The organism is Actinomycetota bacterium (assembly GCA_035697485.1).
In the GTDB taxonomy this organism is placed as follows: Bacteria; Actinomycetota; UBA4738; order UBA4738; family HRBIN12; genus JAOUEA01.
The window spans coordinates 33344-52371 of the sequence record DASSCU010000058.1; the positions used below are offsets into that span (position 1 = coordinate 33344).

Sequence of the window (19028 nt, forward strand, 5' to 3'; positions counted from 1 at the left end):
GGCCGCCGTGCCCTCATCTCGATGTTGTGTTTCCCTAGTCGGACGGTCGCGGTGTCGATGAGGGTTCATCGCTACCGCGCAGGATCGCCTCCTGCTCTTCTGCCGACGAGGAGTATCCTGCTGCCTCCGGCACGCCCCTTTCGCCCTGCGTCAGGGCGAACTCCTCTTCCGGAGAGAGCACCAGGCGGTGCCTGCCCGCGATCGCGAAGTAGAGGATGCCCAGAACGAAGTAGACGGCGACGCCGTACACACCCGGCCGGTAGTCCTCGTTGAGGAAGATCGACACCAGAGCCACCACGGCGATCACGCCGGCCAGCATTGCGCCCGCCTGACCCCACGGGCTCACGTACGGACGATCGATGTTCGGGAGCTTGCGGCGGAGCAGCACGAACGAGATCGCCTGCAACGTGTACGCGAGCACGGCTGCGAAGACGGCCATGTTCAGGATCGCGGCCACGACCTGCGCCCCGAGATCTCCTTCCTGCCTGCCGAGGTACCAGACGACCCACAGCACCGCGTAGCCGACGACGGCGCCCGCGATCAGGGCGACGTGCGGCGTCTTCCGCGTCTTGTGCGTCACCGAGAGGAACTTCGGGAAGTACCCGGCCCGCGAGAGCGAGTACGTGTTCCGCCCGTATGCGTACATGATCGTGAAGAAACTCGCGATCAGGCCGACGAGCCCCATCATGCCGAGCAGCACGGCGCCGGTGTTGTCACCGAAGATCGCCTTGAAGCCGTCGAACAATGGAGTGCCCGACTCGCCGATCGCGAGCGCGCCGCCCCCCACCCCCGTGTTGAGCAAGAGGACGCCGATGCTGAGCAGCAGCAGCGTGTGCATGCCGCGGATCGTGCCCTTGGGCACGTCGCGGCGGGGGTCCATCGACTCCTCGGCCGCGAGCGGGACCTCCTCGATCGCGAGGTAGAACCAGATCGCGAACGGCAGTGCCTTGAAGATGCCGCTGATCCCGAACGGCAGGAACGAGCCGTCGCCGGCTGGCGTCTCACCACCTCCGTCGGCGATGTTGAACCACAGATCCGGGCTGAACTCCCCGCTCACGAGCGCCGCGACGTAGAACACGAGGAGGATGCCCATCGCGACCACCGTGATGCCCACGGTGAAACGGAACGTGGCCTCGACGCCGCTGATGTTGACCGCGAGGAACACGATGTAGAAGACCGCCCACCAGAACGGCTCGCTGTTCCAGAACGGATCGCCGGTGATGTTGAACAGGTCGGCGATCGTCGACTGCGCGAGCAGCGCGATCGCCCCGCCGACGACGGCGGTCGTGATCACGTACTCGGCGTTCTCGGCGAGCCCGGTGAGGAACCCTCCCCACGGACCCATCGCCGACCGAGCGAACGAGTATGCCCCACCCGTGTGCGGGAGTGCCGGGGACATCTCGGCGATGCTGTAGCAGAGCCCGTAGTACATGATCGCGATGATGACTGTCGCGATCAGCAGGCCCCCGAAGCCTCCGACGGATAGACCGAAGTTCCATCCGTAGTAGTCGCCCGAGATGACGGCGCCGACCCCGAGTGCCCAGAGGGACCACACGCCGGCGTGGCGCCGGAGCCCTCGATCTTCGAAGTAGCCCTCGCCGACCTCTCGGTACGTGACCGATCCGACCTTGCGCTCGGACATGCGTCACCCTCCCTCCCGGCGACCCCCCGTCGCGCGGACAGCGGTATGGAGACACAAAAGGGGTTTGTCTGTCAAACGTCCGTCGCAGGTTTCCGACGGGCTCTTCGGAGCCCGATCGCGACGGCCAGGACGGCCAGGGCGGCGACGGCGGTGGTCGGCACGACCCCCCACCATGCCACCGCATCGGCGACGAGCAGGCCGATCAGGACCGCACCCCCGATGACGAACGCGCTCCGTGGGAGACGCAACCACCTGAGGGCAACGAGCAGCGCCAGGGGGATGCCGAGGATCGGCCAGAAGTTCCAGCCCTGGGCTGGTCCGGTGAGCACCGGCACGCCGACGCCGAGTACTTCCATCGGGCCATGCTACGGCCGTTTCGACTTTGACAGAATTTGTCTGACAAACTATCCTGAGCGCTCGCGACGAGGGAGGACGAGGGGGCGGTGTGGCGAGGAAGCGACTGTCGTTCCGGGTGAGGGACGACCTCTTGTCGCGCATCTCGTCGGGACGGATCCCGCCAGGCTCGAAGCTGCCGCCCGAGCCCGCGCTCGCCGAGGAGCTCGGTGTCTCCCGCCCCACGCTGCGTGAGGCGCTGCGGTCCCTCGAGGAGGACGGCTTCGTGTCGCGTACGCGCGGCGCCGGCACCTACGCGACGCACCGACCGCGCCTACGGAACAACCTCGACGTGAACTTCGGCGTGACCGAGGCGATCAGGGCTTCGGGTATGGAGCCGGGCACGACCCAGAGCTCCGTGCACACCGACGGCGCGTCGGACGACGAGGCGGCGACGCTCGATCTGCATCCGGGCGATCCCGTCGTGCGACTCGAGCGCGTGCGGACCGCCGACGGCGATCCCGTCGTGCTGTCCGTCGACGTCGTCTCGGCGTCACGGCTGGCGGCGGCCGAGCTCACCTCGATGCCGCTCGACGGCTCCGTCTACGAGCTGCTCGAGCAGCACGGCAGCCCCGTCGAGCACGGCGTCGTGAGGGTAGAGCCGGCCAAGGCCGACCGTGCGCTGGCGAAGCGTCTCGGTGTGAAGAGCGGTGCGCTCCTGATGTACATGCGCCAGATCGACTTCGGGCGCGAGGGAGAGCCGCTCCTGCTCTCCCACGAGCACCACCTCGCCGAAGCGTTCGAGTTCACGGTGGTCCGACGCGGGCCGGGAAGGAGATCCTGATGATGACCGACGTCGGCAAGACGATGCGGATGAAACGCGTGATCGATCCCGACGGGGTCTCGGTGATCTGCGCGCTCGACCACGGCATGACGTCGCCGACGTTCCTCGAGCCGCTGGCCGACATCACGCAGCGAACCCGCGAAGCCGTCGCCGGCGGGTCGAACGTGATCATGATGAGCAAGGGGATGATCCGGATCGCGGCCGAGGGATTCTCGCCCACCACGTCGCTCGCGTTGCTGCTCTCGGCGAGCGCTTCGCCCGACGGCGACCGCCCGCAGATCGTGCAGATCGCGGAGGTCGAGGAGGCCCTGACCCTCGGTGCCGACGCCGTGGTGCTGTTCACCGCGCTCGGCGGCGACACGGAGCCCGGCATGATCGACATCCTTTCGGCGGTGGGTCGGGAGTGCGCGATCCTCGGTATGCCGTTCATCGCCGAGGCCGAGTTCCCGACCACCTACGCGACGGTCGAGGAGCTCAAGCAGCAGTACGGATTCGAGTACCTCCGTCGCAACGTGCGTCTGTGCGCCGAGCTCGGCGCCGACATCGTGAAGACGAACTGGCCCGGGGATCAGGACTCGTTCGCGAAGTGCGTCGAGGCCGCCAACGGCATCCCGGTAGTGCTCGCCGGTGGCTCCCGGCTCGAGGACGACGAGCTGCTCTCCCGCATGGAACAGGCGATGGCCGTCGGTGCGATCGGCTGCTCGGTCGGCCGGAACATCTTCATGCACGCGAACCCCGAGGCGATCACCCGAGCGCTCTCGCGCGTGATCAGGGAACGCTGGTCCGCGGACAAGGCGCTCGATGCTCTGCGGGAGGAGATGGCGTAGATGCGCGCCGCATTCATGACCGACGTCAACGCCGTCGAGGTCCGCGACGACGCGCGCGAACCCGAGCTCGATCCCGCCGGCGCCTTGCTGCGGGTCGAGGCGTGCGGCATCTGCGGCACCGACGCCCGCACGTTCTTCAACGGCGATCCGAAGGCGCCGTCGCCGTGGCAGCTCGGCCACGAGCCCGTGGGAGTGCTGGAACAGGTCGGTCCCCGGGCCGATCTGCCGCCGGGCGTGGCGCAAGGCGACCGGGTGTTCCTCGGTTCGATCCTCACGTGTGGCGAATGCCGGTGGTGTGCCGAGGGCTTCCAGAACCTGTGTGAGCACCACCTGCTCTACGGCTACGACCCGTATCCCGGGGCCTACGCGGAGGTCGCCGGAGTGCCCCCGATCGCCACGAAGAACCTGATCCCGCTGCCGCCCGAGCTACCGTCCGACCTCGCGACCGTCGCCGATCCCTTCGCGTGCGCGCTGAACGGCATCGAGCAGCTCGACGTGCGATTGGGCGACACCGTGGTGATCATCGGCACCGGCCCGATCGGCTGTTGGCAGGCCGTGATGGCGCGTGACCGTGGGGCGTCGAGGGTGTACCTCACCGACGTCTCGGGCGACCGGCTGAAGGTCGCTCTCGACGCGGTGGGGGACGTCGTCGACGACTCGTGGGTCGCGGGCGACGACAACGGCGTCGACGAGGTGCTCTCGCGCACCGGTGGTCATGGCGCCGAGCGGGTGAGTGTGGCTGCACCGGCCAAGCCCGCCCAGCAGGCGGCCCTCGAGATGGCCGCAAAGCGTGCGAAGGTCGTGTACTTCGCCGGGCTTCCCAAGCACGATCCGGTGAGCCCGCTCGACATGAACCAGCTGCACTACAAGGAACTCGACATTTGCGGCGCGTACGGGGCAACGCATCGTCAGTACCGCATCACGATGGACTACCTCGACCGCAAGCAGGACGTGCTCGCGGCGGTCGTGACGCACCGATGGCCGCTCGAGCAGATCGCCGAGGCGTTCGAGACGATCCGATCGGGCACCGGTCTGAAGATGGTGATCGTGCCGTGAGCGCGTACGTGATCGGTTGCGACGTCGGCAGCCAGGGCACGAACGCGGCCCTCTACCGCGACGACGGAGAGCTGATCGACTCGGCGTACGAGGCGTACGACGTCAGCTTCCCCCAGCCCGCGTGGGCCGAACAGGATCCCGACATGTGGACCGCGGCGGTCGAACGCGCCTGCGCGCGGCTCGTCGCGGCGAGCCCCGAGGGCGCGGGCACGATCCTCGGACTCTCGTTCGGTTCGCAGCTCGACGGCATGGTCGTCTGCGACGGTGACGGCAGGCCCGTGCGTCCCGCGATGATCTGGATGGACCGGCGCGCCGAGGCCCAGGCCGCCGCGCTCGGCAAGCGCATGTCGCCGCAGGACTTCTACGCCGCCGTCGGTGCGAACCTCGATTCGTCGCACGCGGTGTTCAAGGCGATGTGGGTGCGTGACGAGGAGCCCGACGCCTGGAAGCGCGCCCGTCACATCATGCCGCCCGGCTCGTACGTGCTGCGGCACGTCAGCGGCGACCTCGCCGTCGACTACTCGAACGCCAGCTCGCTCGCGCTGCTCGACCCGCGAACGCGCGCCTGGTCGTCCGATGCGCTCGCCGCGACCGAGATCGACGAGGCGATGCTGCCCAGGCTCGGGGCCGGCACGGAGGCCGTCGGCACGGTCACTGCGACGTTCGCCGAGGCGAGCGGGCTCGACCCGTCGACGCTCGTGGCGATCGGCTGCGGCGACGAGATGGCGGCCACGCTCGGGGCCGGGGTCTTCGAGCCCGGCGACGTCTGCGACGTGGTCGGCACGGCCGAGCCCGTCTGCGCTGCGAGCGCCGAACCGCGCGAGGATCCGACGATGCTCGTCGAGTGCCATCCCCACGCCGACCCCGACGCCTGGCTCCTCGAGAACCCCGGGTTCGTCTCCGGCGGCAACCTGCGGTGGTGGCGCGACCAGTTCGCGCCCATCGAGCGCGACGCCGAAGCGGTGGGGCTCGGTGACGCGTACGACTTCCTTTCGACGGAGGCGGGACACGTCGATCCCGGCGCGGAGGGGCTCGTCTTCCTGCCGTGCATGCAGGGAGCGATGGCCCCCGAGTGGAACGGGGCCGCCCGTGGCGTGTTCTACGGGCTCTCGCTCGCGCACACCCGTGATCACATGACGCGCGCGATCCTCGAGGGCAGCGCGTTCGCCCTCCGCGACATCCTCGACGCGATGAAGGACGCCGGCCTCGACGTGCGGCGGCTCACGATCGTGGGCGGCGGCGCGAAGGGTCCGCTGTGGCGGCAGATCAAGGCCGACGTCACGGGGCTGCCGGTGCGGGTGCCCGAGTCGGTCGAGACGACCGCGACCGGCGCCGCGATCCTCGCCGCGGTCGGTGCCGGTGTTCACGAGCACGTCGCCGACGCCGTCGAAGCGTTCGTCCGGTTCCGTCCTGACGTGCACCAACCCGACGACACCAACCGCGAGGCGTACGAGGATGCGTACGGGCGCTACCGGGCGGTGTACGGGGCGCTGCGCCCGGTGTTCGGCACCTGAGCGAGCCGATCAGTCCTCGGGAGTCACGTAGGCCGCGGTGATGCCGCCGTCGACGATCAGGCTGGAGCCGGTCATGTAGCTCGAGTCGTCGCTCGCGAGGAACAGCGCCGCCTTCGCGAGCTCCTCGGCGTGCCCGAGGCGCCCCATCGGGATGTGCACGAAGCGTCGCTGCTTCTTCGCTTCGTCGGACAGCAGCGCGAGCAGCAGCGGCGTCTCGATCGGACCGGGGCAGAGCGCGTTGCATCGGATGCCCTTCCGCGCGTACTCGACCGCGATCTCGCGCGTCATCGCGAGCACCGCGCCCTTCGAGGCTGTGTAGGCGGTCTGCGAGGTGGCCGCGCCGAGCCATGCGACGAACGACGCGACGTTGATGATGGAGCCGCCGCCGGTCTCGACCATCGCGGGGATCCCGAACTTGCAGCCGAACATCACGCCCTTCACGTTGACCGCGAGCACCGTGTCCCAGATCGACCCGTCGGCGTCGGTCACCGATCCGTCGTCGAGCGGCATGATGCCGGCGTTGTTGTAGAGCACGTCGAGCCTGCCGAACCGGTCGACGGCGGCTGAGACCATCGACTCGGCGTCGGCTTCCCTCGAGACGTCGGCGTGTACGTAGTGGGCGCGCTCGCCGATGCCCGTGGCGGTCGCCTCGCCGGCCTCGTCGTTCACATCGGTGAGCACGACGTTCGCGCCTTCGCTCGCGAACAGCTCCGAGGCCACCTTGCCCATCCCGCTGCCGCCCCCGGTGATCAGGGCCACCTTGCCTTCGAGTCGCATCGACGCCCCTCCTCGAGTCGAACGGCCGAAGGGTACGCCCTGGGTCTACGATGCGCCCGTCGAGGTGCGAGGAGGTGACCGATGAGTGAGCTCATGGTGCTCGGAGGCGAGCGTGTGGCGGCCCTCGACGGCGCGACCGTTGACGTGATCGAGCCTGCGACCGGCGCGCCGTTGGCCGATGTGGCAAGGGGTGGTCCGCAGGACGCGACGCGCGCCGTCGACGTCGCCGCACGGGCGTTCGACGAGGGGGCGTGGCCACGCATGTCGGCAAGGGAGCGCGGCCGTCTCCTCACGAAGGCTTCCTTCCTGATCCGGGAGCGTCAGGAGCAGCTCGCCGAGCTCGAGGCTCGCAACGGGGGAAAACCGATCTCGGCGGCACGCGGCGAGATCGACATCGTCGCGAACGTCTTCGAGTACTGGGGCGGGGCGGCGAACAAGATCACGGGGGAGACGATCCCGATCGTGCCGCCCGGGCTCGACGTCACCCTGCGGGAACCGGTCGGGGTCTGCGCGCTCATCACCCCGTGGAACTTCCCGGCGGTGATCGCGAGCTGGAAGATCGCCCCCGCGCTCGCGTGCGGCAACCCCGCCGTCGTCAAGCCCGCATCGCAGACCCCTTTGACGGCCCTCGCGCTCGCAGAGATCCTCTACGAAGCAGGGCTTCCCGAAGGGACCCTCAGCGTGCTCCCCGGGCCGGGTTCCACCACGGCCGGCGCGCTGATCGCCGATCAGCGCGTCGCGAAGATCTCGTTCACGGGATCGACCGAGGTGGGCACGACGGTGATGCAGACCGCGGCGACGAACATCACGCGCGTCTCGCTGGAGCTCGGCGGGAAGTCGGCGAACGTGGTGTTCGACGACGCCGACCTCGACGTCTGTGTCGAGAAGTCCTTGTGGTCGGTGTTCGACAACGCGGGACAGGACTGCTGTGCGCGGTCGCGCCAGTTCGTGCAGCGCGGCATCTACGACGAGTACGTCGAGCGGTTCGCTCGGCGGGCCACGTCGATCGCCGTCGGCGACCCGCTCGACGAGGCCACCGAGATGGGCCCCCTGATCTCGTCGGGGCAGCGTCAAGCGTCGCTCGACTACCTGTCGATCGGCATCGACGAGGGGGCGCGCCACGTCACCGGCGGCGACGTCCCGGAGGGTGACGGGTTCTTCATGCGACCAGCCGTGCTCGCCGACGTCGACAACGCGTGGCGCGTGGCGCAGGAGGAGATCTTCGGTCCCGTCGTGTGCCTGTTGCCGTTCGACACCGAAGAGGAAGCGGTCAGGCTCGCGAACGACTCCCCGTTCGGGCTGTCGGGCACGATCTGGACGCGGGACCTCGGGCGGGCGATCCGGGTCGCCAAGGGGATCCGGACCGGGAACCTCAGCGTGAACGCTGCGTCGAGCGTGCACACGGAGGCTCCGTTCGGGGGGTTCAAGCAGAGCGGCATCGGCCGCGAGATGGGCATGGCGGCGGTGCAGCTCTACACCGAGGTCAAGAACGTCTACCTCAACGAGGAGTGACGCGCGTGGAGGCATGGCGATCCGCGCTGCGAGGCGATCCACTCCCGTGGCTGCTCGAGCGCGATCAGCCCGCCGTTCGACACCTCGCGCTGACACACCTCCTCGACGAGCCGCCCGAGGCGCCGGCGGCCCGCCGCGCCCGGGCGGCCGCGATGCGCGCCGATCCGATCGCCGCGATCCTCGCGGCGCAGGACCCCGAGGGCTGGTGGGTGCGGCCCGGCGCACGCTACGCGTCGAAGTACACCGGTTGGTTCTGGTCGCTGATCTTCCTGGAGCAGATGGGCGCCGACCCCCACGACCCTCGGGTGCAGCGGGCCTGCGACTACGCGCTCACCCACGGCCAGGCACCGGGCGGCGGCTTCGGCTGGACGACCACGAACAGCTCCGCGGTGCACTGCCTGACCGGGAACCTCCTGCGTTCCTTGATCGCCTTCGGGAGACTCGACGACGAGCGGGTCCGCCTCGGCATCGCGTGGGAGGCGAGCGCGAGCACCGGCGACGGTCACGAGCGCTGGTATCCGGGTGCGACCAGCGGGCCGAGGTTCGCCTGCGGGATCAACGGCGGTCTCCCCTGCGGCTGGGGGGCGATCAAGGCGCTTCGAGCGTTCGCGGCGATCCCGCCCCGGCGTCGTACCCAGGCGGTGCGTCGCGCGATCGACCTGGGTGTCTCGTTCCTCCTCGAGCACGACCTCGCCTCCGGCGCCTTCCCGACCGACACCACGATCAGCAAGAACTGGACGAAGCTCGGGTTCCCCTCGGCCTACGTGGCCGACTCCTTGCAAGGCCTCGAGGCGCTCGTCGAGCTCGGCCGCGGCCGCGATGCCCGGGTGATGCCCGCACTCGACATGGTCATGGCGAAGCAGGATGCCGAGGGCCGATGGCGCAACGACCACTCGTATCGCGGGAAGCTCTGGGCCGACGTCGATGCTCCCGGGTACCCCAGCAAGTGGGTGACGCTTCGAGCGTGCCGGGTCCTGAGGGGATGCCTCGGCTAGCGGAACCTCTGCTCGGTAGACTCGCGCCCATGGCAGACCTCCCCGAAGAGCTGCGGAACCGTCCAGCCCGCGCGGCCGGGCAGGAGCCCACCGCGACGCTCACCCTCGACGCGTACCTGCGCCTCAAGACCGAGCTCGAGGAGCTGACCACGCACGGCCGGGAGCGCATCACCGAGAAGATCAAGGTGGCGCGTGAGCACGGCGACCTCAAGGAGAACGCCGAGTATCACGCCGCCAAGGACGAGCAGGGCCTGATGGAGTCGAAGATCCGCAAGCTCCAGCACATGCTGCGCGATCCCGAGATCGTCGAGGCGCCGGCGCACGCCGACGAGATCGGCCCCGGCATGCTGGTGACGCTCCGGCCCGTCGACGACGACGATGACGACGAGGAGACGTACCTGCTCGCCGAGCACGCCGAGGAGAAGGCGCCGGGCGCCCGCACCGTCACGACGACGTCGCCGCTCGGTGCGGCGCTCCTGGGAGTCGCCGCCGAGCAGGAGGTCACCTACGAAGCCCCCGCGGGCACCGTCCGCTACGTCGTCGTGGACTTCGAGCCGTTCGCGGGATGATCCGCGAACTAGTCTGGTTTGGACTCGTGACGAACGAGCAACCGGAACGGCACGAGCGAGAGGCGCCTCGTGTGCGGGACATGCCGCCGCCGCGCAAGAGCGAGAGCGCCGCAGGCGGGGCGATGCAGCGTCTGCTCGCCTGGCCGTACCGGGCGATCCTCGCCTTCCTGATCTGGACGGGAGTCCGACCGTGGCAGCTGACGCTGCTGTCCCCGGTGTTCATCGTGCTCGCCGGGTGGCAGATCGTCGTCGGGAACTGGCTCGTGGCGGGGTTGCTGCTGATCGTCGGGAGCCTGCTCGACGTCTTCGACGGCTCGGTGGCCCGCCACCGGGGCGAGGAGAAGCGGTCGGGCGCGTTCATGGACTCGGTGCTCGACCGGGTCTCCGACATGATCCTGTTCTCGTGCCTGTTCTGGAACCTCGCTGCGCAGGGCGAGATGGTGCAGGCGGGGCTCGCATTGCTCACGCTGATCGTCAGCCTCGGCGTGAGCCAGATCCGGGCCGAGGCCGAGGCGGTCGGAATCAGCCTCAGCGAAGGCCTGTTCCAGCGGCTGGAACGGATGCTCGCGCTGATGATCGGACTCCTGATCCCCGGCATGATGTTCCCGGCGCTGATCGCGCTCGCGACGCTCGGGGTGTTCACGGTGGTGCAGCGAGGGTTCACCGCGCTGTCGAGGGCCTGAACTCGGAAGGGGCACGTCGATGGAGTACGTGAGGGTCGGGGCACTCGGCGAGATCCCCGAGGGCGAGATGCGGGCGTACGACACCCCGACCGGACGGATCACGGTCGCCCACATAGAGGCGAACCTGTACGCGTTCGGCGACGAGTGCACGCACCAGGGGTGCTCGCTCGCCGAGGGATCGTTCGACGATCGAGCGGCGACGGTCGAGTGCCCGTGCCACGGCAGCGTCTTCGACGTGGAGAACGGCGAGCCGGTCGAGGGTCCCGCGGCCGATCCGCTGACCATCTTCAGGGCCCGCGAGATCGACGGATGGGTCGAGGTAGCCACACGTCCGGGCGAGGGGTAGGCTCGCGGCTCACCGCGCGAGGAGGCACCCCACGTGAGCGACGTCCGCACCCGGTTCGACCTGCAACCCGACCAGATCCCCAGCGCGTGGTTCAACCTCATGCCCGACATCGTGAAGTCGGGCATCGAGCCCCTGCCTCCGCTGAACCCACAGACGAAGCAGCCGATCGGCCCCGACGACCTCGCGCCGCTGTTCCCGATGTCGTTGATCGGCCAGGAGGTTTCCACCGACGAGTGGATCGACATCCCGGGTGAGGTGATCGACGTTTACAGGCTCTGGAGGCCGTCGCCGCTCTTCCGCGCGACCCGCCTCGAGCAGGCGCTGCAGACGCCGGCCCACATCTACTTCAAGTACGAGGGCGTCTCACCTGCCGGCAGCCATAAGCCGAACACCGCGGTGCCGCAGGCCTACTTCAACAAGCAGGCCGGCATCCGCCGCATCGCGACCGAGACCGGTGCCGGGCAGTGGGGTTCCGCGATGGCGCTCGCGTGCCAGATGTTCGGGCTGGAGTGCGACGTGTACATGGTGAAGGCGTCGTTCGACCAGAAGCCGTACCGCCGAGTCTTCATGGAGACGTTCGGTGCGAGCGTCGTCTCCTCGCCGAGCGCGGAGACCAACAGCGGGCGCGCGATCCTCGAGGCGCACCCCGACTCGACCGGTTCGCTCGGCATCGCGATCAGCGAGGCCGTCGAGGACGCCGCGACGCACGACGACACGAACTACGCGCTCGGCAGCGTGCTGGGCCACGTGCTCTTGCACCAGACCGTGATCGGGCTCGAGGCTCAGCAGCAGATGGAGATGGCGGGGGAGCGTCCCGACGCGGTGGTCGGCTGCGTCGGCGGCGGCTCGAACTTCGCGGGCATCTCCTACCCGTTCATGGCCGGGAAGCTGCGAGGCGAGTCGCCCGACATGCGCTTCCTCGCCACCGAGCCCGCCGCGTGCCCCACCCTCACGAAGGGGCGATTCGCGTACGACTTCGGCGACACCGCTCAGATCGCGCCGATCGTGCCGATGTACACGCTCGGGCACGACTTCGTGCCGGCGCCGGTGCACGCCGGCGGGCTGCGCTACCACGGCGACGCGCCGTCGTTGTCGCTGCTCGTGCGCCACGGCCACATGGAGGCCGTCGCGTACACGCAGAACGAGGTGTTCGAGGCGGGGCTGCAGTTCGCGAAGACACAGGGCATCCTGCCGGCCCCCGAGGCGAATCACGCCGTGAAGGGCACGATCGACGAGGCGATCGCCGCCCGCGAGGCGGGTGAGGAGCGCGTGATCCTGTTCAACCTCTGCGGGCACGGGCACTTCGACATGCAGGCCTACGACGACTACCTCGCCGGGAAGCTGCCCGACTTCGAGTTCGACGCTGCCGACGAGGAGGCCGCGCTCGCGAACCTGCCCGAGGTGCCGATCCAGGTCTGAGCCCGGCGCTCAGTCGTCGAGGGCGTTCGGGGTGAGGCGGAACGACTCGACGACGGCGTCCGTGACGGCCTGCGCGAGCAGCTCGTAGCCCCGCGGAGTGAAGTGCAGTCCGTCGGGAGCCCGCACCACCTGTGCCTTGCCGTCCTCCCAGAAGAACGGCGTGTATTCGCCGTCGCGCGTGGCGAACCGTTCCCACGTGTCGATGTACACGGCGTTGGGGGTGGCATCGACGACCCGCTCGTAGATGGCGTTCTGTCGCTGCATCACGTCCCAGCGCTCCTTGCGTTGCACGATCGGTAGGCCGACCCAGGCGACGTGGGCGCCGCCGTCGACGGCGATCCTCGTGAACTCCTCGACGCGCTTCTCGTACCCCTTCGGCCATTCGAACGAGCCGATCTCGGCCACCACCTGGCCGCCGGGGCCCTGCAGGCTCTGGTTGTCGTTGTCGCCGATCATGACGACGACGAGGTCGGGCGAGAACCCGTTCTCGATCTGGCGCATCGCGGTCATCCAGTCGAAGTAATCCAGGCGCGAGAGCCCCGTCGAGATGCGGCCCTGCCGGGTCAGACGCACGAGCGCCGGACGGAACTCCCGCTCGAGGTAGACACCGAGGCCCGCCGCCAGCGAGTCGCCGACCACGGCGACCCGGAGCTCGTTCGTCGGGGTCGGCCGTCGGATCTTCGTGTCCTTCAGCACCGGTCCCTCGGGCTTCGGCGAGACCGAGACGCCGGGCCCGAGCGTCGGCAGATCCTCGGGTTCGGGCACGTCGACGGCCCCACCCGGGGCTTCGTTCGGGTCGCGCCCGAGCGTCCGGATCGCGCCGTCGGTCAGGGAGGTGAGCTGCACGAAATCGCTGATCGCGACCACGGGACGCAGCAGCCACAGGGACACGGTGCGCCGCGTGCCGAGCGGCTGGGCCTCGGAGGCGCGCTTGAGGCTCGGGGCGTAGAGCGCACCCCACACGAGCAGAGCCACGAGCAGCACGATCAGCACCCGCCCGGCCGGCATCGTGACACGCCCCCGAGGGGCGGGTGTCCGAGCATCGTCGCCGGAGCGGTCGAGACGCTCGAGCGTCGGCATCCTCTCGTGCGGGGTGTCGGGCATCGGGTCCTCGTCAGAACTGGAAGTAGATGAAGGGTGCCACACCCTGTGGCCCGAGCGTCGTGATCACGAACAAGGCCCCGGCGCCCGCGAGCCCCATCGGCACGGGGTGCCACTGCGAGATGCGTTCCTGCAGCAGCAGGCCCGGCTCCCGCGGCGCGTACTGCAGGGCGAGCATCAGCGCGATCGTGCCGGCGACGAGCGGGGTGACGACGTCGGTCGGCGTGGTCCAGCCGGTCACCAGCCGGCCGAGCAGCGTGAATGCCGTGGCCATCGAGTCCGCGCGGAAGAACACCCATCCCACGCAGACGAGCGCGAACGTCGAGAGCCGCTGTCCCCACACCAGCATCGGGGTCTCCGGGCGTTCGGGGAGGTTGGCACGCTTCCAGGCCCCGATCGCCTGGCCCGCACCGTGGTAGAGACCCCAGAAGACGAACGTCCAGGCGGCCCCGTGCCACAGTCCGCCGAGCACCATCGTGACCACGATGTTCACGTAGGTCCGGATCTCCCCGCGCCTCGAGCCGCCGAGCGGGATGTAGAGGTAGTCGCGTAGCCATCGCGACAAGGTCATGTGCCATCGGCGCCAGAAGTCTTGCAGCGACCGGGCTGAGTACGGCCGGTCGAAGTTCTGGGGGAATTGGAACCCGAGAAGCTTCGCCACCCCGATCGCGATGTCGGTGTACCCGCTGAAGTCCGCGTAGATCACGATCGCGTAGGCGAGGATGCCGAAGAGGGCGTCGATCGCGGAGTGACTCGCGGGATCGCCGAACACCGGGTCGACCATCGTGGTCGCCAGGAAGCTCGAGACCACGACCTTCTTGAACAGCCCGCCGATGATCAGCCACGAGGCGCCCGCGACGTCGACGTGTCGCGGGTCGCGTCGCACGTCGAGTTGGGGGATCAGCTCGTCGGGCCGCACGATCGGCCCCGCCACGAGATGGGGGAAGAAGGACAGATAGAGGAAGGCGTCGATCCAGCTCGCGACGTGGGTGTGACCGCGGTACACGTCGACGACGTAGCTGATCGCCATGAACGTGAAGAACGAGATGCCGACGGGCAGGATCAGCTGCACGAGGGGCAGGCCCAGGTGCTCGATCCCTAGCTCCGTGGCCGCGTTCGTGAGGTTCAGCGAGAAGAAGCCGTAGTACTTGAAGTACAGCAGTGGGAGGAGCGTGAGGGTCACCCCGGCGACCATGGCGATGCGCTTGCGGCGCTCGTCCGGTTGCATGGCGACGGCGACGGCCCCGGCTTGGGAGATCGCCGAGACGCCGGCGAGCAGCCAGACGAAGTGCACGTCCCACCAGGCATAGAAGACGTAGCTCGCCCCGATCATGAACAGCTTCCAGGGCAGGGGTTTCGGGTTCAGCAACCAGTGGCCCAGGAACACCAGGGCGAAGAAGATCGCGAAGTCGATCGTGGGGAAGAGCATCGACGAAGAACCCTAGCGCACCGCGCGCGCAAGCCCGGGTCAGAGCTGAGTGAGTCTGCGATCGAGGAACGCCCGCTCGGCGGGGTTGGTGGCCACGTCGAGCGCGCGTCGGTACGACGCCTCCGCCTCGGACCGCCGGTCCAGGCGTCTGAGCAGGTCGGCGCGGGCGGCATGGAACAGGTGGTAGCCGTCGAGGTCTCTCTCGAGGGCGTCGAGCAACGGCAATCCCGCCGCCGGACCGTCGGCCATCGCCACCGCGACAGCCCGGTTCAGCTCGACCACCGGGCTCGGCGTCGCGGCCGCGAGGGCGCCGTAGAGCCCGGCGATCTGGGGCCAATCGGTGTCCTCGGGGCGCGGGGCCCGCGCGTGCAGCGCCGCGATCGCCGCCTGCAGCTGGTAGGGCCCGATCGCACGGCCTCCGATCGCCCGATCGAGCACGGCGAGCCCCTCGTCGATCATGTCGTGGTCCCACCGTGCCCGATCCTGATCCTCGAGCAGCACGAGGTCGCCTGCCGGGTCGGTGCGTGCGTCGCGACGCGAATGCTGCAGCAGCATCAGGGCCAGCAACCCCTGCACCTCGGGGTGGCCCGGGAGCAGCCGATCGACCACGCGTGCGAGCCAGATCGCCTCCTCGCAGAGGTCGACGCGCACGAGATCACCGCTCGTGGCGCTGTACCCCTCGTTGAAGACCAGGTACAACACGGCGAGCACGCCCCCCAAGCGCTCCTCGAGCAGGTCGCGTGGTGGCACGCGATAGGGGATACCGCCCGCGCGGATCTTCCGCTTCGCCCGCACGAGCCGCTGGGCCACCGTCGGTTCGGGCGAGAGGAAGGCCCGCGCGATCTCGCGGGTCGACAAGCCCCCCACCGTGCGGAGGGTCAGCGCCACGCGGGACTCCATCGGCAGGGCCGGGTGGCAGCACGTGAAGATCAGCCGCAGCCGTTCGTCGGGGATCTCCGTGTCGTCCGTGTCCATTCGCTCCAAGGCGCCCAGCTGCTCGGCGGCTTCGGCCTTCGTCCGGCCGACCCGGTCCCGTCGCAGCCGGTCGATCGCCCGATTGCGCGCGGTGGTGGTGATCCAGGCCCCCGGGTTCTCGGGGATCCCGTCGCGGGGCCACCGTTCGAGCGCGACGGCGAACGCCTCCTGCACGGCGTCCTCGGCGAGGTCGAAGCTGCCGACCGCGCGGATCAAGGTCGCGACTGCCCGCCCCGACTCGCGCCGGAACAGACGATCGACGACTTCGTCGGTCGCTGCGATCACCCCTCGGGCATCTCCGGGAGCGCCGCCACCGGCCGCAGCTCGATCGTGCCGTGGGAGGCGCCGGGGCACTCGGCTGCGGCCTCGATCGCGTCGTCGAGGTTCTCGACCTCGAGCAGGTAGTACCCGCCGAGGGTCTCCTTCGTCTCGGCGAACGGGCCGTCGGTGACGATGCGCTCACCGTCGCGCACGCGGACGCTCGTCGCCTGGTCGACGTCGACGAGGGCGTCGCCGGCCTTCATCCATCCCTTCTGGGCGAGCCAGTCGCTGTAGTCGTACCAGCGTTTCATCTCGGCCGCCTGCCCCGCTTCGTCCAACTCCGGGTAGCCGCTCATGTCGCCGTAGATCAGCAGCATGTACTGCATCGTGCTCCTCCTCGCGTTCGATCTGGCTCAGCTCGACTGAGTCGCCACGACGGGTCTCACCTCGACCGCCCCCGTGCTCGCACCCGGGATCGCGGTCGCGTAGGCGACGGCCGTCTCGAGGTCGCAGTCGACGAGGAAGTAGCCGCCCAGCTGCTCCTTCGTCTCCGTGAACGGTCCGTCGACGACCTCGGCCGCTCCGCCGCATACACGCACCACCTTCGCGTCCGCGGCCCGATGCAGCTCGTCGGCCTCGATCAGGTGCCCGCGCTCCCGCATCGTGGCGACGAGCGCGCCGTAGCGCTCGTACATCGCCGCCCGCTCGTCGTCGGCCGCGGCCTCCCAGCCGCCTTCCTCTCCGTGGATCAGCAACATGTACCTGGCCACGCAGCCTCCCTCCGTGCGACGGACAGTCCCCGCGTTCCATCGATACGACGAACGAGACGCTTCGTACCTCGACATCCTGCCCGAAGTTGCCCATGGGAAGCATCCGTAGGCTTGGGCCACGACCGCGACGTCGCGCGATCCTTGGACTTCCTCGATGTCGACGGCCTATTCACCGACGGCGAGCGGGCGGTGAGCGACCGGGTGCGGGCGTTCCGCCGACCACGTGCTGCCGCACGTCGAAGGGTGGCTCGAGCGCGGGGAGTTCCCGGTCGAGTTCGCCCGGGCGACGGGGACCTCGGCACCCTCGGCATGCACCTCGACGGGTACGGCTGCGCGGGCGCGAGCGCGGTCGAGCACGGCGTGGTCAACCGCGAGGTCGAGTACGGAGACTCGGGGCTGCGCTCCTTCGTGAGCGTGCAGGGGTCGCTGGCCATGTTCCCGATCCGGACGAAGGCAGCGAGGCCCAACGAGAGGAATGGTTGCCGCGGATGGCCCGCGTCGATGCGATCGGCTGCTTCGCGCTCACCGAGCCCCGGTCCGGTTCCGACCCGTCGAGCATGACGACCCGGGCCGTGCGCGATGGCTCGGACTGGGTGCTCACCAGGCACAAGAAGTGGAACACGAACGGATGGGTGAGCGACGTCTCGATCGTGTGGGCCAAGGACGAGCGGGGGGTGATCCGGGGGTTCGTGGTGCCGAGCGACACGCCCGGCCTCGAGTTCGCGCCGCTCGAGCACGCGTGGTCGCTGGGGGCGGCAGCCCATTCGGAGCTCCACCTGCGCGACGTGCATCTGCGGGCCGAGGCGGTGCTGCCGGGGATCGAGGGCATCAAGGGCCACTCTCGTGCCTCACGGAGGCGAGGTTCGGCATCGCGTGGGGTGGCGATGGGAGCGGCGCGCGCGTGCTACGAGGCCGCTGCATCACGCGACGAGCCGCGTGCAGTTCGGCAAGCCGATCGGCGCATTCCAACTCGTGCAGCCCAAGCTGGTCGAGATGGCGATCGCCGTGAACGCGGGGTCGTTGATGGCGCAGCAGCTCGGACGGCTGAAGGACGCGGGCCAGGTCACGTTCGAGCAGGTCAGCATGACGAAGCTCCACAACGCCCGCGCGGCCCTCACGATCGCCCGGGAGGCGCGATCGCTGTTGGGGCGACCGGTATCACCGCCGCGTTGACCGGCCTGCGGGCGTTCGAGTGAGCGGCCCATCGTCGACCGAGGCCCCCGGCGTTCGAGCGGGCACCCTCAGGTAGCCTGATGGCCGGATCGGGGCGCGGCATCGCGGTCTCGATCGTCGGTGTCGATCACACGGAGGAGACGAGACCACCATGTCCCGCGAGAGCGACTGGGCTGTGTTCGAGAAGGCCTGCGAGATCACCGCGTCGGCGGTGCGAGGCACGATGAATGGCAACGACGGGCAGCAGGCGTCGTTCGTCGCGGAGGTGTTCCGGTCGGTGCACGAGGCGCTGACGGCCGTCGCCGACGAGATGCCGAGTAAGGACTCGAAGGCCGGGTTCTGACGTCGGCTCGATCGGACGCCGTGCCGGCTCAGGCCCGCCGGGTGACGTCGCGCATCGAGACGATGCCCACAACGCGTCCCCCGTCGACCACCGGCAGATGGCGGAACCCGAACGCGAACATCGACTCGAGCGCCTCGTGAGCGTCGACCTCCGGCCCGATCGTCTTCGGATCCTTGGTCATGAACTCGCTCACGGCGTGATGCTCGGCGTCGAAGTCCGACCCCACGGCTCGCAGCACGTCGCGTTCTGTGAAGATGCCCACGAGGCGTTCGCCGTCGAGCACGAGCGCGCTGCCGACCTGATGAGTGCTCATCATCGTGGCGGCATCGGCGATCGTTGTACTCGGCGAGACGGTCGTCAGCTCGGTGCTCATCACCTCACGGATCACGGTCATGACTGGACCCTTCGGAACCTCGGCTACCCGCGAGCAGCAGCCTAGCCCTCGCGACGAGGCGCGGG

At 69.2% G+C, this 19028-nt stretch carries 21 protein-coding genes and 1 pseudogene; 13 read left to right on the top strand and 9 right to left on the bottom strand.

The annotated features are described in order from the left end of the window. Positions 1-34: 34 nt before the first annotated feature. Both VFI59_14620 and VFI59_14625 read right to left on the bottom strand, forming a co-directional pair. Positions 35-1642: an amino acid permease gene (locus VFI59_14620; GenBank protein HET6714925.1), complete on the bottom strand. Its 1608-nt coding sequence runs from the start codon at positions 1640-1642 to the stop codon at positions 35-37. 71 nt (positions 1643-1713) lie between these two features. Further along, positions 1714-1998 carry a hypothetical protein gene (locus VFI59_14625; protein HET6714926.1) on the bottom strand — a complete coding sequence of 95 codons (285 nt, stop codon included), beginning with the start codon at positions 1996-1998 and terminating at the stop codon, positions 1714-1716. Positions 1999-2087: 89 nt separating this feature from the next. Here VFI59_14625 and VFI59_14630 point away from each other — a divergent pair, with 89 nt between their 5' ends. Genes VFI59_14630 through VFI59_14645 form a run of 4 tightly spaced genes read left to right on the top strand, consistent with a single transcriptional unit; the run spans position 2088 to position 6216 of the window. Beyond that, a complete protein-coding gene (locus tag VFI59_14630) occupies positions 2088-2819 on the top strand; it encodes a GntR family transcriptional regulator (protein ID HET6714927.1) in 732 nt (243 codons plus the stop codon). After that, the gene (locus VFI59_14635) at positions 2819-3646 is read left to right on the top strand and encodes a hypothetical protein (protein HET6714928.1); all 828 of its coding nucleotides are present in this window, start codon (positions 2819-2821) and stop codon (positions 3644-3646) included. The genes VFI59_14630 and VFI59_14635 overlap by 1 nt, the downstream gene beginning before the upstream one ends. Beyond that, positions 3647-4702 (top strand): alcohol dehydrogenase catalytic domain-containing protein, encoded by a 1056-nt coding sequence (locus VFI59_14640; GenBank protein ID HET6714929.1) that lies wholly within the window; start codon positions 3647-3649, stop codon positions 4700-4702. Beyond that, positions 4699-6216 (top strand): FGGY family carbohydrate kinase, encoded by a 1518-nt coding sequence (locus VFI59_14645; protein ID HET6714930.1) that lies wholly within the window; start codon positions 4699-4701, stop codon positions 6214-6216. Before VFI59_14640 ends, VFI59_14645 begins: the two co-directional genes overlap by 4 nt. 9 nt (positions 6217-6225) lie before the next feature. On the opposite strand, the gene VFI59_14650 is transcribed toward VFI59_14645, so the two are convergent. After that, on the bottom strand, positions 6226-6993 hold the full coding sequence (locus tag VFI59_14650) for a glucose 1-dehydrogenase (protein HET6714931.1): 768 nt from the start codon (positions 6991-6993) through the stop codon (positions 6226-6228). A gap of 81 nt (positions 6994-7074) precedes the next feature. Between VFI59_14650 and VFI59_14655 the strand changes: the two genes are divergently transcribed. Genes VFI59_14655 through VFI59_14680 form a run of 6 tightly spaced genes read left to right on the top strand, consistent with a single transcriptional unit; the run spans position 7075 to position 12517 of the window. Next, positions 7075-8505 (top strand): aldehyde dehydrogenase family protein, encoded by a 1431-nt coding sequence (locus tag VFI59_14655; GenBank protein ID HET6714932.1) that lies wholly within the window; start codon positions 7075-7077, stop codon positions 8503-8505. 5 nt (positions 8506-8510) lie between these two features. After that, positions 8511-9500 (top strand): nitrogen fixation protein NifH, encoded by a 990-nt coding sequence (locus VFI59_14660; protein HET6714933.1) that lies wholly within the window; start codon positions 8511-8513, stop codon positions 9498-9500. 29 nt (positions 9501-9529) lie between these two features. Further along, positions 9530-10069 carry a transcription elongation factor GreA gene (gene greA / locus VFI59_14665; GenBank protein ID HET6714934.1) on the top strand — a complete coding sequence of 180 codons (540 nt, stop codon included), beginning with the start codon at positions 9530-9532 and terminating at the stop codon, positions 10067-10069. Between the two features lie 26 nt (positions 10070-10095). Next, positions 10096-10752, top strand: a complete 657-nt coding sequence (locus tag VFI59_14670; protein HET6714935.1) for a CDP-alcohol phosphatidyltransferase family protein — start codon at positions 10096-10098, stop codon at positions 10750-10752. 19 nt (positions 10753-10771) lie between these two features. Continuing rightward, complete coding sequence (locus tag VFI59_14675) at positions 10772-11098, top strand: Rieske 2Fe-2S domain-containing protein (protein ID HET6714936.1); 327 nt, start codon at positions 10772-10774, stop codon at positions 11096-11098. 33 nt (positions 11099-11131) lie between these two features. Further along, positions 11132-12517, top strand: coding sequence for a TrpB-like pyridoxal phosphate-dependent enzyme (locus tag VFI59_14680; GenBank protein HET6714937.1), 1386 nt, complete (start codon positions 11132-11134; stop codon positions 12515-12517). Positions 12518-12526: 9 nt separating this feature from the next. Here the strand turns inward: VFI59_14680 and VFI59_14685 are convergent, their stop codons facing one another. Genes VFI59_14685 through VFI59_14705 form a run of 5 tightly spaced genes read right to left on the bottom strand, consistent with a single transcriptional unit; the run spans position 12527 to position 17053 of the window. Beyond that, entirely contained in the window at positions 12527-13621 is a 1095-nt protein-coding gene (locus tag VFI59_14685) for a GDSL-type esterase/lipase family protein (protein HET6714938.1), read from the bottom strand. Between the two features lie 10 nt (positions 13622-13631). Then, positions 13632-15047 (bottom strand): MBOAT family O-acyltransferase, encoded by a 1416-nt coding sequence (locus VFI59_14690; GenBank protein HET6714939.1) that lies wholly within the window; start codon positions 15045-15047, stop codon positions 13632-13634. A gap of 39 nt (positions 15048-15086) precedes the next feature. After that, positions 15087-16307: an RNA polymerase sigma factor gene (locus tag VFI59_14695; GenBank protein HET6714940.1), complete on the bottom strand. Its 1221-nt coding sequence runs from the start codon at positions 16305-16307 to the stop codon at positions 15087-15089. Beyond that, positions 16304-16669: a YciI family protein gene (locus VFI59_14700; protein HET6714941.1), complete on the bottom strand. Its 366-nt coding sequence runs from the start codon at positions 16667-16669 to the stop codon at positions 16304-16306. Before VFI59_14700 ends, VFI59_14695 begins: the two co-directional genes overlap by 4 nt. A gap of 27 nt (positions 16670-16696) precedes the next feature. Then, positions 16697-17053, bottom strand: coding sequence for a YciI family protein (locus tag VFI59_14705; protein ID HET6714942.1), 357 nt, complete (start codon positions 17051-17053; stop codon positions 16697-16699). 557 nt (positions 17054-17610) lie between these two features. Here VFI59_14705 and VFI59_14710 point away from each other — a divergent pair. The 3 genes and pseudogenes from VFI59_14710 (at position 17611) to VFI59_14720 (ending at position 18569) form a co-directional block, all read left to right on the top strand. After that, positions 17611-17781: pseudogene (locus VFI59_14710) on the top strand (acyl-CoA dehydrogenase family protein). A gap of 145 nt (positions 17782-17926) precedes the next feature. Beyond that, positions 17927-18226, top strand: a complete 300-nt coding sequence (locus tag VFI59_14715; GenBank protein HET6714943.1) for an acyl-CoA dehydrogenase family protein — start codon at positions 17927-17929, stop codon at positions 18224-18226. A 151-nt stretch (positions 18227-18377) separates the two neighbouring features. Then, positions 18378-18569 (top strand): hypothetical protein, encoded by a 192-nt coding sequence (locus tag VFI59_14720; protein HET6714944.1) that lies wholly within the window; start codon positions 18378-18380, stop codon positions 18567-18569. Between the two features lie 28 nt (positions 18570-18597). On the opposite strand, the gene VFI59_14725 is transcribed toward VFI59_14720, so the two are convergent. Continuing rightward, positions 18598-18963 (bottom strand): CBS domain-containing protein, encoded by a 366-nt coding sequence (locus tag VFI59_14725; protein HET6714945.1) that lies wholly within the window; start codon positions 18961-18963, stop codon positions 18598-18600. Between the last annotated feature and the right edge of the window lie 65 nt (positions 18964-19028).

Excerpts from the sequence above, each read along its gene's own strand:
- VFI59_14620 (HET6714925.1), bottom strand. The coding sequence starts at position 1,642 with ATGTCCGAGCGCAAGGTCGGATCGGTCACGTACCGAGAGGTCGGCGAG.
- VFI59_14625 (HET6714926.1), bottom strand. The coding sequence starts at position 1,998 with ATGGAAGTACTCGGCGTCGGCGTGCCGGTGCTCACCGGACCAGCCCAG.
- VFI59_14635 (HET6714928.1), top strand. The coding sequence starts at position 2,819 with ATGATGACCGACGTCGGCAAGACGATGCGGATGAAACGCGTGATCGAT.
- VFI59_14640 (HET6714929.1), top strand. The coding sequence starts at position 3,647 with ATGCGCGCCGCATTCATGACCGACGTCAACGCCGTCGAGGTCCGCGAC.
- VFI59_14650 (HET6714931.1), bottom strand. The coding sequence starts at position 6,993 with ATGCGACTCGAAGGCAAGGTGGCCCTGATCACCGGGGGCGGCAGCGGG.
- VFI59_14655 (HET6714932.1), top strand. The coding sequence starts at position 7,075 with ATGAGTGAGCTCATGGTGCTCGGAGGCGAGCGTGTGGCGGCCCTCGAC.
- greA (HET6714934.1), top strand. The coding sequence starts at position 9,530 with ATGGCAGACCTCCCCGAAGAGCTGCGGAACCGTCCAGCCCGCGCGGCC.
- VFI59_14675 (HET6714936.1), top strand. The coding sequence starts at position 10,772 with ATGGAGTACGTGAGGGTCGGGGCACTCGGCGAGATCCCCGAGGGCGAG.
- VFI59_14685 (HET6714938.1), bottom strand. The coding sequence starts at position 13,621 with ATGCCCGACACCCCGCACGAGAGGATGCCGACGCTCGAGCGTCTCGAC.
- VFI59_14690 (HET6714939.1), bottom strand. The coding sequence starts at position 15,047 with ATGCTCTTCCCCACGATCGACTTCGCGATCTTCTTCGCCCTGGTGTTC.
- VFI59_14700 (HET6714941.1), bottom strand. The coding sequence starts at position 16,669 with ATGCAGTACATGCTGCTGATCTACGGCGACATGAGCGGCTACCCGGAG.
- VFI59_14720 (HET6714944.1), top strand. The coding sequence starts at position 18,378 with ATGTCCCGCGAGAGCGACTGGGCTGTGTTCGAGAAGGCCTGCGAGATC.
- VFI59_14725 (HET6714945.1), bottom strand. The coding sequence starts at position 18,963 with ATGACCGTGATCCGTGAGGTGATGAGCACCGAGCTGACGACCGTCTCG.